Consider the following 14,100-nt stretch of genomic DNA (forward strand, 5'->3'; position numbering starts at 1 on the left):
AACCCCGACACGACCCCTTGCGCCGGGGGGCGACTGCCGCCCGGTGGGGCCGCGCCCCGCCAGGGGCGCGGGGAACTGCGCAGTCTTTCGGCTTTTAGGGGCGCGGGGAACTGCGCGCTCAGCCCCCACCGGGCCGCACGGTTCGATGTGACCTCAATCCCCCGCCCACCCAGGGGCGCGGGGAACGGCGCAGTCTTTTAGGGGCGCGAGGAACTGCGCGCTCAGCCCCCACCGGGCCGCACGGTTCGATGTGACCTCAATCCCCCGCCCACCTAGGGGCGCGGGGAACGGCGCAGTCTTTTAGGGGCGCGGGAACTGCGCGACCAGCCCCCACTCAGCCGCACAGTTTCTTCTCCGCGCGCACGGGGTCGTTCGGGAAGCGGAATGTCGTCCGCTCCCAGGCCCCGGTCGCGTTGCGGAGAAAGCGACCCGGGGTCAGCGCCCCCCGAGTCGCCGAGTTCAACTCGGCAAGCGCACCGCAGCGCAGGGCGCGCCGGGCAGCGGCCACCTGGGCAGGGTCGGTCCGGGCGGGCAGAGCCCCGGGCACGCCCCGGTCCGCCGCGAGCCACGCGGCCGGCAGCCGCTTGTCGTGCCCGACCCGCCCGCCCCCGACCCGCTCGGAATGCGCGGCAAGCGGATAGGCCAGCCCGATCGGATCGAGCGCGGCCCCGTCCAGGGGCACGAGCGACCCGTTGAGCCCCAGCACCACATAACTGGCCGTCATGGAAGGCGCACCCGCACCCACCGGCGCGGCAACCCGCCCCTCCTTGCCGAACAGCAGCGCCGGCGCCCCGGAGTACCGTGCCGCCCACACCTTCCGTGCGTACTCCAAGTGATGCGGTGCCCCCACGAAGGTGTGCCGCACCGGATGCGGATCGGCGTTGTGGCGGACGTACACCCCGCGCTCGTCCGCGATCCCCGCCGCACCGATCTGGCCGCCGTACGGAATCCGCAGCCACCCCGCGCACACCACCGCCCACAGGCCGACCCCGACCGCCGCCAGCACGCCCACCCGCGTCACCGGCACCACGAAGACGGGCAGCAGCATCAGCAGCAGCCCCGGCAGCAGCATCCGCCCGTGCATGAAGTCACCGCCGACCTTGATGACGTACAGCCAGCACAGCAGCCCGGCGACGACGGGCGCGAGCACGGGGACGAGCCGGGCGACCCCGCGTTCGGCGAGCCCGCCGCGCGCGGGCAGCACCGCGGCCACCACGAACAGCGCGGGCACCCACAGCAGATAGGGATGCGCGAAGTCCCCGAGATACCCGAGGCCCCGCCACCACAGACTCTGCGAGGCCTCCTTCGTCACGGCGGGCAGCGGCACCAGATGCCCGTAGTACCCGGCCCGGAACACCTCGTACGCGGCAGGCAGCGCGCCCGCCGCCCCCGCGCCCGCGAGAGTGCCCCGCCACGACGGCCGCACGAGCAGCCACTGCGCGCCGAGGAAGACGACCGACACGAGCCCCAGGTCGGGCCGTACGAGCGGCCCGAGCCCGATGACCGCCGAGGTCAGGAGGGCGGAGGGCCGCTTGATCAGCGCCAGCCACGCCCCCGCGATCCAGCACGTCGCGAGCCCCGTCTCAAGACCCGAGGTGGCGAAGTCCCATACGGGCGGCAGCCCGAGCAGCACCAGCGACCCCAGCGGCACGGCCGCCCGCCCGCCATACGTCCGCAGCGCCCCGAGCCCCGCGAGCGCGAACCCGGCCGCTGTCAGCAGCAGCCCCCCGAGCACCGCCGCCGACACCGGATCCACCCCCGCCGTCCCGGCCGCCACAAGCAGCCACTGCCACAGGGTCCCGGTGGACGACTCGACCCGCTCACCCGCGTTGAACACGGGCCCGTTGCCTGCAAGCACCTGCCGCACGGTCCGTACGTAGATGTAGGCGTCGTCGGACATCCACCGCCGTTGGAATCCGGCGTACGCCACCACGAGCGCGGGCCCGAGCCACATCGCCATCCGGGCCCGGTCCGCCCACACCGCCCGCTGCCCCGGTCCGGGCAGCAGCGACACGGAGGAGGGAGAGGGGGGAGAGGAGGGCGGACGGGGCCTCGGGTACGTGGGGGAGTGCGTCGACGTCATGTCCCGTTCATCGGCCCACGTCAAGCCGAGCTTGACGCCCGAGGTGGGCCGAACGGGGGACGAACCAGCCGGAACTGACGTCGAATCAGGCTGAACCGCAGACCGACGGCAGCGACCGCCCGAGGCCCTTCAGATGGAGTACGTCCAGTCGGTGTTCGTACGCGGACAGCGCGGCCGCGGCGTACAGACGCGGGCCGCAGGAGGCGTCGGCGCGTACCGGGACCGTCTCCCGGAGTGCGGCCAGGAGCCGGGTGGTGATCAGGTCGAGTGCTGGGCGGACCTCCTTGGCCAGGTCGGGGCGCTCGGTGGGCCGCTCGTCGGGGTGGGCGTCCCAACGCGCGTACAGGCCGCGCTGGACCAGCTTGTTCGCCTCGATCTGGTCGCGGAGGACGGCGGTCACGGAGTCGGGGTCGAGCCCGAGTCCGGCCGCCCGCGCGGCGACGTCGTCCAGGATCTGCCGCTCACGCACCGGGTCGTCGATGGGCATCTCGGTGCCGTACTTGGCCGCCGCCACCTTGTCGGCCAACAGCAGCCGCTCGGCGAACAACTCGGTGAGGGCGCCGAGACCGGAGGAGGGGGCGGCGGTGGCGGTGGCGGATTCGGGGACGGGTGTGGCGGCCGGAGCATGGGCAGCGGCGGACGCCGTGCCGGAGACGGCCGCGGCGGTGACCACGGCGGCGGTGACGAAGACGGACCGAAGGCGGTGGGGGCGCACGGGGTTCCCTTCGAAAGGAGGTCAGTTGGCGCCGGACCGTCGCCCCGCGCCGTGCAGCAACGTATCGACGACGAGCGTGGCCAGCGCATCCGGGTCCTGTTGGATCTGGGGCCCGTGCAGGGCCTCCCCGATGAGGGCGTAGTAGACGCGCCGCGTCCACTCCAGGTCCACCGACGCGTCGAGCAGGCCCTCGTCCCGCGCACGCCCGAGGAGTTCGAGGCAGCGGGCGCCGACCTGCTCCCAGCCGGCCGCCGCGGTGCTGCCCTCGTCGTCCGGGCGGCTCAGCGCATAGCTCCAAGCCCCCTTGATCCGCAGGACGTTGGCCGTGATGCGGTGCAGGGAGACCAGTGGCGGCGCGGTGTCGGGGCGGCCGTCCTCGACGGCCTCCGCGAGCTGACGTACGGCCGACTCGGCGAGCGCCTCGATCAGTGCCTTCCGGCTGGCGAACCGTCGGTGCACCGTCGTCCGCGCCACCCCCGCCGCCTCCGCGATCTGCTCCATGGACGCGCCGGGGTCGGCGGCGAGCACCTGCTCGGCCGCCTCCAGGATCACGCGCACACTGCGCTCTGCGTCGGCACGCAGCCGCCGGACGGCGGGTTCGGCCATGGGGACCTCCTGAGGGGACACGGATCGTTTGGTCAAACGATACGTGCTGGTGGCGGGTTCTCTTTTATCTGCGACATTGCTGTTGCGGTTCTTTGTAAATCGGCTACTCTCTTGTAGTAGGTAGTGCATCCAGAAGCGAAGGGAACCACCATGACTCTCGCTCTCGTCACCGGCGCCTCCTCCGGGCTCGGCGCTGAGTTCGCCGACCAGCTCGCCGCGCGTGGCCACGACGTGGTCCTCGTGGCCCGTTCCGAAGGTCGCCTCGAAGAGGTGGCCGACCGGCTCCGCGTACGCCACGGTGTCCGGGCGTACGTGCTGCCCCAGGACCTCGCCGAACCGGACGCGGCCCGACGCGTCACGGACGCCCTCGCCGCCCGGGGTCTCGCCGTAGACCTGCTGGTCAACAACGCCGGGTTCGGTACCTGCGGCCGTTTCGAGGACATCGACCCGTCCCGCGACCACGACGAGATGATGGTCAACGTCGTCGCCCTGGTCGACCTCACCCACGCCCTTGTCCCCGGCATGCTGGAGCGCGGCTCGGGCGCGGTCCTGAACGTCGGCTCCACGGCGGGCTACCAGCCCGGCCCGTACTTCGCGGTCTACAGCGCCACCAAGGTGTTCGTCCTGAACTTCTCCCTGGCCCTGCGTCAGGAGTACCGCGGTCGCGGCATCAAGGTCACAGCCCTCTGTCCGGGCCCGGTGGAGACCGGCTTCTTCGACGCGATCGGCACCCGCAAGGCCGCGGTCACGGGCTCCTTCACCACCTCGGAACCCGTCGTACGAGCCGCCCTGCGCGCCCTCGACCGCGACCGCGCCTACGTCACCCCGGGCCTCGGCAACGCCCTGGGCGCCCACCTCACCCCACGCCGCCCGCGCACCCTGGTGGCCGCCATGGCGGAGCGCGTCACCCGCAAGGTCCTGGAGCCGGAGACCGGGCGGGAGCGGGTCGCCGTCTGAGGCCCGCCCGTGAGCTGCTGGGGTGCTCCGCCCGACGAGGGGAAATCCCGAAGCGGGTTGAAAATACCCTACGCATGAGTAAGTTGACCCGGAAGTAAGTACGCGCCACCGCGCAACGCGAGCCGCGAAACCGGGAGCCGTCATGGGCGTACGCAAGGACCTGAAGCAGGCGAAGAAGCGCACCGATCTGGCGGACCGCACCACGGTCGAGATCACCAGGGACCACCACGGAGCCGTCCGTGAGGCACGGATGCCGGCCCTCGCCGCGAAGGCAGCCACCGGCAGCATCGCCGATCTGCCCTTCACCAACGCGGCCGAGGCTCCGGACGCCGTGGTCCTCCGCCGCAGGGAGCGCGGCACCTGGCAGCCGGTGACCGCCGCCGACTTCGCCGGCGAAGTCACCGCCGTCGCCAAGGGGTTGGTCGCGGCGGGCCTCGAACCGGGCGGCCGAGTCGCGGTCATGTCCCGTACGCGCTACGAGTGGACGCTGCTCGACTTCGCGATCTGGGCGGCGGGCGGCCGGAGCGTGCCCGTGTACGCCACGTCCTCACCCGAGCAGATCGAGTGGATCGTCCGCGACTCGGACGCCCGTTTTGTTGTCGTCGAGACCCCCGAGAACGCTGCGGCAGTCGCGGCCGGCACGGCCGACCACCCGGATCCGCCGCGCGTGTGGCAGATCGACGGGGGAGCGATCTCCGACCTGACCGTCCTGGGCGGCGGCATCGCCGAGGAGGAGGTCACCAGGCGGCGTGCCGCGCTGACCCCCGACACCGTCGCGACGATCTGCTACACCTCGGGCACCACGGGCCGGCCCAAGGGCTGCGTCCTCACCCACGCCAACCTGCACGCCGAGGCCGCGAACACGGTCGAGCTGCTGCACCCCGTCTTCAAGGAGGTCACCAGCCAGATCGCCTCGACGCTCCTCTTCCTCCCGCTCGCCCACATCCTGGGCCGCACCCTCCAGATCGCCTGTCTGATGGCCCGTATCGAACTGGGCCACTGCCCGAGCATCAAGCCCGACGAACTCCGCCCGGCGCTACGGGAGTTCCGGCCCACCTTCCTGGTCGGCGTGCCGTACCTCTTCGAGAAGATCCACGGCACCGGCCGCGCCACCGCCGAACGGATAGGCCGCGCAGCCTCCTTCGACCGTGCGCACCGCATCGCGGTCCGCTTCGGCGAGGCGCACCTCGACCGGTTCCTCGGCCGCGGCAAGGGCCCGGGGCCCGGTCTGTACGCGGCCTGGGCCCTGTACGACCTGCTGGTCTACCGCCGCATCCGCAGGGAACTCGGCGGCCGCACGCGCTACGCCATCAGTGGCGGCTCCCCGCTCGACCGCGACCTCAACCTCTTCTTCTACGCCGCCGGCATCATCGTCTACGAGGGCTACGGCCTGACCGAGACCACCGCCGCGGCGACGATCGTCCCGCCCCTCGACCCCCGCCCCGGAACGGTCGGCCTCCCCGTCCCCGGCACGGCGATCCGGATCGCCGACGACGGCGAGGTCCTCATCAAGGGCGGCATCGTCTTCGGCGCCTACTGGAACAACCCGGCCGCCACCGACGCCGCCCTGACCGACGAGTGGTTCGCGACCGGCGACCTCGGAGCCCTCGACGAGGACGGCTACCTCACCATCACCGGGCGCAAGAAGGACATCCTCGTCACCTCCGGCGGCAAGAACGTTTCCCCGGCCGTTCTGGAGGACCGTCTCCGCAGCCGCCCCCCGGTCGGCCAGTGCGTCGTCGTCGGCGACAACCGCCCCTATGTCGCCGCCCTGATCACCCTGGACCGGGAGGATCTCACCCACTGGCTCTACGTCCGCGGGATGCCGGCGGACACCCCGGTCTCCGAGCTCGTTCACGACCCCCGCATACGCGCCGATGTACAGAAGGTCGTCGACCACGCGAACCAGGCCGTCTCCCGCGCCGAGTCGATCCGCGAATTCGCCCTGGTGGAAGGCGAGTTCACCGAGGAGAACGGGCTGCTCACCCCGTCCCTGAAGATCAAGCGTCACGCCGTGACCGCCGCGTTCGCCAAGGAGATCGAGGAGCTGTACGGAGACTGAGACCGCAGCACGGCGGCCGGGGCCGGACGGGCTGCCGGGGCCGGGCATGGGAACAGCGGGCCACCCACGAGGGGTGACCCGCTGTTCGTGCCGCTGCGGAGATCAGCTGCGGTCGGCGCCGTTGCCCGAGAGCACCGGGATGTTGTCCAGGATGTGCGACAGCGGCTCGTCGCCCTTGGCCTGGGTGGAGTTCTCGGTGCACTGCTGGTTCTGCGGGGCCGACAGGATCGGCACGTCCTGCAGGACGGTGATCGGCACGACGCCGATGAGCGAGGCCAGGTTGGCCTTGACCGGCAGACCCACACACGGCTTGTTCAGCGTGCCCTGCACGAGCGAGAGCTGGGGGCTCATCTTGCCGTGCGTCGCCTGGTTGCCGTACTTCTGGACGGAACCGTTGCCGTTGGCGGTGGTGACGCCGTCGTCGTTGCCGATGGCCAGCGCCTGGGGCGCGCCGGCGGCCGACAGACCGGCGACAGAGGCGGCAATGGCCGCGGTCGCCATCAGCTTCTTCATGTTCGTTCCCTTTCGGAGAATGGCCCCGTTACGGAGCCGCATAATGATCAACAGTGCGGTGGACGGTGCGGTTGCGGGGTTTGCCCCGATTGGCCCACAGGGTTCCTCGGGACCGAAGTTGCGCGCGCCGCCGTAAGACGTGAGAGGGGCAGCGGGCCGCCGTGAGACCGGAGGCCCGCTGCGAGGTGCGGCAGATCAGCTGCGGTCGGCGCCGTTGCCGGAGAGCACCGGGATGTTGGAGAGGATGTGCGACAGCGGCTCGTCGCCCTTGGCCTGGGTGGAGTTCTCGGTGCACTGCTGGTTCTGCGGGGCCGACAGGATCGGCACGTCCTGGGCGACGGTGATCGGCACCAAGCCGATGAGCGAGGCCAGGTTGGCCTTGGCCGGCAGGCCGATGCAGGGCTTGTTCAGCGAGCCCTGGATGAGCGCCATCTGCGGGCTCATGTTCCCGTACGTCGCCTGGTTGCCGTAGATCTGCGCGGCGTGATTGCCGTTGGCGGTGGTGACGCCACCGTCGTTGCCAATGGCCATCGCCTGGGGCGCGGCGGCAGCCGAAACACCGGCGACGGAAGCGGCGACCGCCGCGGCAGCCATAACCTTCTTGATCACTTGCTGGTCCCTTCTGAAGTAACCCCGTCCACCGGAGCGACCTGGACAACTGCCCCCGGCCCGCATAGTTGCTCCGATTCACTCCGATGGCCCATTTGGGAGGCCCGTTTGTACGGTGCACGCGCGCGAGGGATTCCGTGAATTCCGGGGTGTCGAACGGGCCAACCGGGTGACAGTAAGAAACCAATGGCGCCGCCTCCGGTTGATGTGAAAGCAGGAACATGTGTCTCTGCCAGGAAAGGACCGGAGAAATGCTCAAGAAGGCAATGGCCACGGCGGCGGTCGCCGCTTCTGTCGTCGGCGTCTCGGCGGCGGCAGCCCCCCAGGCGCTTGCCATCGGGAACGACGACGGCGTCACCACGGCCAACGGCAACCACGCCGAGCAGGCGTACGGAAACGCCAAGACGGGCGGCGACCTGAGCCCCCAGGCCTCGCTGGTCCAGGGCTCGCTGAACAAGCTCTGTGTCGGCCTGCCGGCCAAGGTCAACGCGGGTTCGCTCGTCGGCATCCTGGTCCCGGTCACCGTCCTCCAGGACGTGCCGATCCTGTCGGCCCCGCAGAACCAGCAGTGCGCCGAGAACTCGACCCAGGCGAAGGGCGACGAGCCGCTGTCGCACGTCCTCTCCAACATCCCGGTGCTCTCGGGCAACGGCGCCGACCGCAGCTGATCCACCGTCACAAAGGATGCCCGGGTGTCCCCTTCGCTCTTCGCGCAGGGGGCGCCCGGGCTCTTTGGCACTATTTTCTGTTTTTGTTTTCTGTCGGTTCTTCCGCTGGTCTTTCCTTATGGCAGTGACGTTTCCCCTGCCGAATCCACGCGGAGCGTTCGGGTGAATTACCGGGGAACCGCACTTTCTGTAGTTTCTTCGGCCCCCTTCCCCTCGTTCTACAGCCCGCAGGTCATGGTGCGAGCCGTTCAGGCTGGGCTCGTCCGGTTTCGGCCGTCATAGGGGCATGACCGCAGAGAAAGGGAAGTACGTGAAGCACAAGAAGAGTGCCGTCGTCGTAGCCGGCGCGATCATGGCCATGGGAATGGCCGCCCCGGCCTTCGCCGACTCCGAGGCGCACGGTGCCGCCGTGGGCTCGCCGGGTGTCCTCTCGGGCAACGTGGTCCAGGTTCCCGTCCACGTTCCCGTCAACGTGTGCGGCAACTCGATCAACGTGATCGGCCTGCTGAACCCGGCGTTCGGCAACGAGTGCGTCAACGACTGACGTCGTAACGCACCAGCCGACCGGCTGTGTCACGCCGGCCTTGGACCGCCTTTCGGCGCCAAGGCCGGCTTTCCCACTTCTACGAGCAGAGAAGACAACGAGATTGCGACAGACCCTGAGCAGGGGAATGGTCGCGGCCGCCGCCGCGACGAGCTTCATGTCCCTGTACACCCCCCAGGCGTTCGCCGACACGAACGCGAACGGGGTCGCAGCGGACTCGCCCGGCCTGCTGTCCGGCAACAGTGTGCAGGCACCCGTGAACGTCCCGGTCAACGCGTGCGGCAACTCCGTGGACGCGGCGGCCGGCCTCAACCCGACGTTCGGCAACTCCTGCGCCAGTACCCCGGGCACGGGCAAGCACAGGAAGCCGGACCCACCCAGGCATGCCCCGCCGTCCGGCTATGGCTCGGACCACGGCTATGGCTCGGACCACGCCTATGGCTCGGACTACGGCTATGGCTCGGACGACGGTTACGGTTCGGACCGCGGTCATGGCTCGGACCACGGCTACGGCTCGCACCACGGTGACGGCTCCGGGCGCCACGGCTCGGGCCACCACGGCGGTCCCGGGCACGGTGGCGGTTCCGGCCACCACGGCGGTGGCTCCGCCGCGCACGGCGGGACGCACAACTCGCCCGGCGTCGCGTCGGGCAACAACGCCGAGGTGCCGGTGGACGTGCCGGTGAACGCGTGCGGCAACACCGTGGACGTGGTCGCGCTGCTGAACCCGGCGTTCGGCAACAAGTGTGGGAACCACAACGGCCCTCGTCACAACGGCCCCCACCACAGCGGACCCCACCACAGCGGACCCCATCACAGCGGCCCGCAGAGCCATGGACCGGAGGGTTACGGCGACGACACCCCGCCGACCAGGCCCCCGACCACGAAGCCCCCGACCACGCCGCCCACGAAGCCGCCGGGCACTCCTCCCACCACCGCACCGCCCACCCCCGCGCCACCGACCAGGACTCCGCCTGTCACCACCCCGCCTGTCACGACTCCGCCTGTCACGACTCCGCCCACCAGCACGCCGCCGACGGTCAACCCGCCGACGACGGCGCCGCCCACCACCGCACCGCCGACCAGGACCCCGCCTGCCGCGACTCCGCCGACCACGACTCCTCCGGTCGTGGGTCCGCCGGCGACCGTGCCGCCTGCCATGGCCCCTCCGGGGCCGGGGACCAGGGCGCCGCAGCTCGCGCACACCGGCAGCGACGGACTGCTGGCGGCCTCGGTCGCGAGCGCGGGTCTGCTGATCGGTGGAGCGGTGCTGTACCGGCGAAGCCGGGTCGCGTCCCGTCAGTGGTGACTCATCGGGTGCCGGACGCCTCGCGCCCGGCACCCGCACCGTCAGTGACCCGCCGCCCGAGCACCCCGCGCCGCTCCCGGGCGCCGGGCACGGGCAGCCGGGCCGGCCCCGTACGCAGCCGGCGCCGTACCCCTCGTACGAGAGTCCGGGCCGTGAAAGAGGCGCCGTGCACGAAGCGCATGGCCGGGCCGAAGCCGGAGGCCGTGACCAGGCCCGCCAGGAAGAGGCCGGGGCAGGAGGACTCGAACTCCCGGCCCACGCAAGGGGATCCGTCGGGTGACGCGGCCAGGGTCCCGCGTACGTCCTCGGCCAGCAGGCCCAGACGGTCGCGGGTCGCCCTGAACCCCGTGGCCGCGATGACGTGTTCGGTGTCCAGGGAGGTCAACTCGCCCGAGCGGCCCAGTGTTTCGAGGCGTACGGCGCCCTGGGCCGTGTAGGCAGCCGCGACCTCGTGGCCCAGCAGCAGCTCGACGGCCGGTTCGACCCGGTCGCGGACCCACCAGGCTCCCGCGGGGCCCAGTGCAGTGGCGGCGATGCGGGTGCGGGTGGATTCGGGGAGAGCGCGGAAGGCGTCGGGGCGTTCGGCGTAGAACCAGTTGCGCCAGCCGCAGCCCAGGCCGGTGTGCGGGGCGCGGGCCGACTGCCACCAGGGGCGGTCCCAGGGCGGGGGCACGTCGTTCCACCGGAGTCCGCCGGCGCGGGCGATCACCCGGACGCGGGTGCCCTGTTCGGCGAGCAGGGCCGCCGTCTCCAGGGCCGCCTGGCCGCCGCCGATGACGGTCACGTCCTTGCCGCGGAAGCGGGCGAGATCACCGTGGTCGCTGCTGTGCGAGACGTGCTCGGGGCCCAACTCGCCGAGAACAGCGGGTACTTCGGTGAAGGGCAGGACACCGACCGCCAGTACGACCGTTCGCGCGCGGACACTCCTGCCGTCCTCGACGACCGCCTCGAAACCGCCCGGACAGGGGTGGACACCGGTCACCATGCGCTCGTCGACCTCGGGGACCGCGTGCCGCGCGAACCACAGTCCGTACGAGGCGAACATCTCCACCGGGACGGGCTCCCCGTGCCGGGCCCGTACCCCCTGTTCCGCGCAGTAGGTGTCCAGGCGCAGACGGCCCTCGGGGTCCGAGAGGCTGGACGCCCACGGCTCGGACTTGAGGAACATGCCGCGGGGCATGTGGTCACGCCAGGACGCCATCGGCCGGCCGAACACACGCAGGCTCAGCCCGGCCGCCGCGGCGTGGGAGGCGATGGACAGACCGTAGGGACCGGCCCCCACCACCAGCAGGTCGTACATCAGCAACTGCTCGCTTTCTCGTCGTCGGACAGGGGGTTGGCGTCATGGTGGGCCGTCTGCCGGACGACCCTCGTGCCGACGGCCGGTGCGGCGGTGGCCCGGCGGGCGCGGTGCAGCACACGGCGGCCCACATGGCGGGACCACAGCGCCCACAGGGCGGCACCGGGCGCGAGGTCGTCCCGGGCGTGCCAGGCCCGTTCGGTGCCGGAGCCGAGCGCGGCGAGCGGCGCGTAGTTCTCCGCCACGAAGGTCCGGCCGGGAAGCGGGGCGGACGGCGGCAGCGGACGGTGGGTCAGATCCAGGTGCAGCGCACGCACCACGTCGAGCCCCGCCCCGTCCGCGAAGAGCCGGAACTGGGCGCCGGGCCGCGGATTGAAGTCGAGCAGGTGGTACGCGCCCGTGGCGTGGTCGCGGCGGAAGTCCAGGTCGAAGATGCCGCGGTAGCCGAGCGCCGACACCAGTCGTTCCGCCAGCGCCTGCACGGCGGGGTTCGGGGTCCAGCGGCCCACCGCGGTAAGCCCCGCCCCACGCGGCCAGGCGTGCAGTTTGCGGCCGGGGCCGCCGCCGCACACCGCCCCCGACCGGTCCGCGTACCCGTGGAAGAACCAGTCCTGGTCGGGCGCCGGCGGCAGGAACGCCTGAAGCAGCAGTCTGCTGCCCGCCTCCTCGGCGCGGCGGCACAGCGTGTGGGCCTCCTGCGCCGAGCGCAGCACCGCCGTGCTGCGCAGGTCCGTACCCGCGGGCAGCAGCCAGGGGCGGCTCCACTTCGCGACCACGGGCAGCCCCAACCGCCGGACGGCCGCGGTCGCCTGTGCCGGGGTGTCGGGCATCAGCGTCGGCGGGTGCGGGATGCCCGCGGTCTCGCACACGGCGGCCAGCTCCGCCTTGTCCGCGACGCGTTCGGCGAGACCGGCCGGGGAGAGGGGAAGCAGATAGCGGGGTGCGAGAGCGTCCCGCATCCGGTCCACCGCGACCGCGCTCGCGTCATCCAATGGGATCAGTACGGCGGGACGGGACACCCGGGCCGCCACTCGGCGCAATGCCAGCGCGATGTCGGCGGGTGAGGCGTCGGGTGCGGGCGGCGGATGCATCCGGTGGACAAAGCGCGATCTGCGCACCGGACTTCCGGTGGAATCGGCGACCACGTGCACGTCGATTCCGGCCCGGCCGAGGGAGCGTACGGCTCCCAGCGTTCCGTGGTGAAAGGGATTCCGGTCGATTCGCAGAAGTACGGCGGGGACGCGGGTGTCGAAGGGCGACATGGGCATATTTCCTTGAGGTCTCTTCTGATGTCTCACTCGTGCGGGTGATCCGGGATATTCCCGATTGCCCGGCCCGGTTGGCGCATTGCACATTTATGTGACTGGGTGTCAGTGGACGGTGGAAAAGGAACGCGAGGAGCGGACATGGCCCCACTGCAACGGACCCGAACCAGACGGCTGGCGTACGCCACCGCCGCACTCACCGCCGGACTCGTCGCGTCGGCCGCCCTCGCCTCGGGGCCGGGGTACGCCGTGGGCGCGGGGGTGGGGGACCCCCCGGCCCCGACGCCGACCGTTCCCACCGCCGTCGTGGCGCCCGTGGCACCGGCGCAGCCCGTCACCCCGGCCGCGCCCGCGACGACCGCCCCGGCCACGCCGACCGCGACACCCTCGAAGGAACCCGGGGGCCCCGCCTTCGGCGCCTACCTGGACTACGGCCCCCGTGGCGTGGCCCGGATCTCCGAGCTCAGCCGCTGGCTGGGCGGCGCCGACCTGCGCGTGGCGCACACGTATCTGCCCGGCGACCGCTGGAGCAACATCGAGGGCCTGCCCGGCTTCCTCGACACGTGGGCGGACTGGCGGGCGGACGAGGACGACCGGCTCTTCGTCCTCAACGTCCCCATGCTGGAGCGCAACGAGGAGAACGTCTCCGACGCGCAGGTCCGCTTCGAGCTGCGCCGCGGCGCGGCCGGAAACTTCGACCACCACTTCCGCAGGCTCGCCGAGCGGCTCGTCGACCTGGACGCGCCCGACACCGTCATCGTGCTCGGCTGGGAAATGAACGGCATGACGTACACCCATCGCTGCGGCCCGGACCCGGAGGCCTGGAAGAAGTACTGGAACAGAATCGTCACCACCATGCGGGCGGTGCCGGGGCAGAAATTCCGGTTCGACTTCGCGCCGAACCGCGGCCGGGACGCCATTCCCTGGACCCAGTGCTATCCGGGCGACGACACGGTCGACATCATCGGCATGGATTCGTACGACCAGCCGCGGGGCCAGTCATTCGACGAGGCCGTGTCGGAGCCCTACGGGCTTCAGGCGCACGTCGACTTCGCGAAGGCCCACGGAAAGCCGATTTCCTATCCGGAATGGGGGCTCTTCCGCAACGGCGACAACCCGACGTACATGAAGCGCATGCTCGCGTGGATGGACGAGCACAAGCCGCTGTACAACACGCTCACCGACTACTGCCCGCACGGCGTGTGGCAGTGCGGGGACAACCCCAAGGCGTCCGAGATCTACCGGGCGGCGCTCTTCGGCCGCACCGACACGACACCGCTGCCCAAGCCCACCGACCCGACGCCGAAGCCGACCGCACCGACCCCGGTGCCCAAGCCGACACCGGTGCACCCGCCCAACTGTTCGCCGCTGGAGCTGGGCGACTGGGTCGAGTACTGGCTCGGCGGGAAGCTCTGCCTGCGCTTCGACTGGTGGTCGCGCCACCGCTGAGCTGGCGTCCGCCGACGGGG

General features: G+C 71.4%; 13 protein-coding genes. 6 read left to right on the forward strand and 7 right to left on the reverse strand.

The features are described from left to right. Positions 1–334 precede the first annotated feature (334 nt). The 3 genes from OG718_RS34475 to OG718_RS34485 all read right to left on the reverse strand — a co-directional run bounded on the left by OG718_RS34475 (position 335) and on the right by OG718_RS34485 (position 3,404). Entirely contained in the window at positions 335–2,014 is a 1,680-nt protein-coding gene (locus OG718_RS34475; RefSeq protein ID WP_328845997.1) for a hypothetical protein, read from the reverse strand. A gap of 154 nt (positions 2,015–2,168) precedes the next feature. Then, the gene (locus OG718_RS34480; RefSeq protein WP_143632340.1) at positions 2,169–2,798 is read right to left on the reverse strand and encodes a chorismate mutase; all 630 of its coding nucleotides are present in this window, start codon (positions 2,796–2,798) and stop codon (positions 2,169–2,171) included. Between the two features lie 21 nt (positions 2,799–2,819). Further along, the gene (locus tag OG718_RS34485) at positions 2,820–3,404 is read right to left on the reverse strand and encodes a TetR/AcrR family transcriptional regulator (protein ID WP_328845998.1); all 585 of its coding nucleotides are present in this window, start codon (positions 3,402–3,404) and stop codon (positions 2,820–2,822) included. Between the two features lie 150 nt (positions 3,405–3,554). Between OG718_RS34485 and OG718_RS34490 the strand changes: the two genes are divergently transcribed. Further along, positions 3,555–4,361 (forward strand): SDR family NAD(P)-dependent oxidoreductase, encoded by an 807-nt coding sequence (locus OG718_RS34490; RefSeq protein ID WP_143632336.1) that lies wholly within the window; start codon positions 3,555–3,557, stop codon positions 4,359–4,361. 142 nt (positions 4,362–4,503) lie between these two features. Then, positions 4,504–6,423: an AMP-dependent synthetase/ligase gene (locus tag OG718_RS34495; protein ID WP_328845999.1), complete on the forward strand. Its 1,920-nt coding sequence runs from the start codon at positions 4,504–4,506 to the stop codon at positions 6,421–6,423. Positions 6,424–6,525: 102 nt separating this feature from the next. On the opposite strand, the gene OG718_RS34500 is transcribed toward OG718_RS34495, so the two are convergent. Together OG718_RS34500 and OG718_RS34505 are read right to left on the reverse strand one after the other, a co-directional pair. After that, positions 6,526–6,936, reverse strand: a complete 411-nt coding sequence (locus OG718_RS34500; RefSeq protein ID WP_143632332.1) for a rodlin — start codon at positions 6,934–6,936, stop codon at positions 6,526–6,528. Between the two features lie 195 nt (positions 6,937–7,131). After that, positions 7,132–7,545, reverse strand: a complete 414-nt coding sequence (locus tag OG718_RS34505; RefSeq protein WP_143632330.1) for a rodlin — start codon at positions 7,543–7,545, stop codon at positions 7,132–7,134. Positions 7,546–7,796: 251 nt separating this feature from the next. Here OG718_RS34505 and OG718_RS34510 point away from each other — a divergent pair, with 251 nt between their 5' ends. The 3 genes from OG718_RS34510 to OG718_RS34520 all read left to right on the forward strand — a co-directional run bounded on the left by OG718_RS34510 (position 7,797) and on the right by OG718_RS34520 (position 10,066). Further along, entirely contained in the window at positions 7,797–8,213 is a 417-nt protein-coding gene (locus OG718_RS34510; protein ID WP_328846000.1) for a rodlin, read from the forward strand. 286 nt (positions 8,214–8,499) lie between these two features. Next, positions 8,500–8,757: a chaplin gene (locus tag OG718_RS34515; protein ID WP_143632326.1), complete on the forward strand. Its 258-nt coding sequence runs from the start codon at positions 8,500–8,502 to the stop codon at positions 8,755–8,757. Between the two features lie 103 nt (positions 8,758–8,860). Further along, complete coding sequence (locus OG718_RS34520; RefSeq protein WP_328846001.1) at positions 8,861–10,066, forward strand: chaplin; 1,206 nt, start codon at positions 8,861–8,863, stop codon at positions 10,064–10,066. A gap of 1 nt (position 10,067) precedes the next feature. Here the strand turns inward: OG718_RS34520 and OG718_RS34525 are convergent, their stop codons facing one another. Both OG718_RS34525 and OG718_RS34530 read right to left on the reverse strand, forming a co-directional pair. Continuing rightward, complete coding sequence (locus tag OG718_RS34525; protein WP_328846002.1) at positions 10,068–11,366, reverse strand: NAD(P)-binding domain-containing protein; 1,299 nt, start codon at positions 11,364–11,366, stop codon at positions 10,068–10,070. Then, positions 11,366–12,628 (reverse strand): carboxylate--amine ligase, encoded by a 1,263-nt coding sequence (locus OG718_RS34530; protein WP_143632322.1) that lies wholly within the window; start codon positions 12,626–12,628, stop codon positions 11,366–11,368. The genes OG718_RS34525 and OG718_RS34530 overlap by 1 nt, the downstream gene beginning before the upstream one ends. A gap of 144 nt (positions 12,629–12,772) precedes the next feature. Between OG718_RS34530 and OG718_RS34535 the strand changes: the two genes are divergently transcribed. Next, entirely contained in the window at positions 12,773–14,080 is a 1,308-nt protein-coding gene (locus tag OG718_RS34535) for a glycoside hydrolase family 26 protein (RefSeq protein WP_328846003.1), read from the forward strand. Positions 14,081–14,100 lie beyond the last annotated feature (20 nt).

Origin of the sequence: Streptomyces sp. NBC_00258 (genome assembly GCF_036182465.1) — a bacterium.
Taxonomy (GTDB): Bacteria; Actinomycetota; Actinomycetes; order Streptomycetales; family Streptomycetaceae; genus Streptomyces.

Excerpts from the sequence above, each read along its gene's own strand:
- OG718_RS34485 (WP_328845998.1), bottom strand. The coding sequence starts at position 3,404 with ATGGCCGAACCCGCCGTCCGGCGGCTGCGTGCCGACGCAGAGCGCAGT.
- OG718_RS34510 (WP_328846000.1), top strand. The coding sequence starts at position 7,797 with ATGCTCAAGAAGGCAATGGCCACGGCGGCGGTCGCCGCTTCTGTCGTC.
- OG718_RS34500 (WP_143632332.1), bottom strand. The coding sequence starts at position 6,936 with ATGAAGAAGCTGATGGCGACCGCGGCCATTGCCGCCTCTGTCGCCGGT.
- OG718_RS34530 (WP_143632322.1), bottom strand. The coding sequence starts at position 12,628 with ATGTCGCCCTTCGACACCCGCGTCCCCGCCGTACTTCTGCGAATCGAC.
- OG718_RS34515 (WP_143632326.1), top strand. The coding sequence starts at position 8,500 with ATGACCGCAGAGAAAGGGAAGTACGTGAAGCACAAGAAGAGTGCCGTC.
- OG718_RS34490 (WP_143632336.1), top strand. The coding sequence starts at position 3,555 with ATGACTCTCGCTCTCGTCACCGGCGCCTCCTCCGGGCTCGGCGCTGAG.
- OG718_RS34525 (WP_328846002.1), bottom strand. The coding sequence starts at position 11,366 with ATGTACGACCTGCTGGTGGTGGGGGCCGGTCCCTACGGTCTGTCCATC.
- OG718_RS34535 (WP_328846003.1), top strand. The coding sequence starts at position 12,773 with ATGGCCCCACTGCAACGGACCCGAACCAGACGGCTGGCGTACGCCACC.
- OG718_RS34495 (WP_328845999.1), top strand. The coding sequence starts at position 4,504 with ATGGGCGTACGCAAGGACCTGAAGCAGGCGAAGAAGCGCACCGATCTG.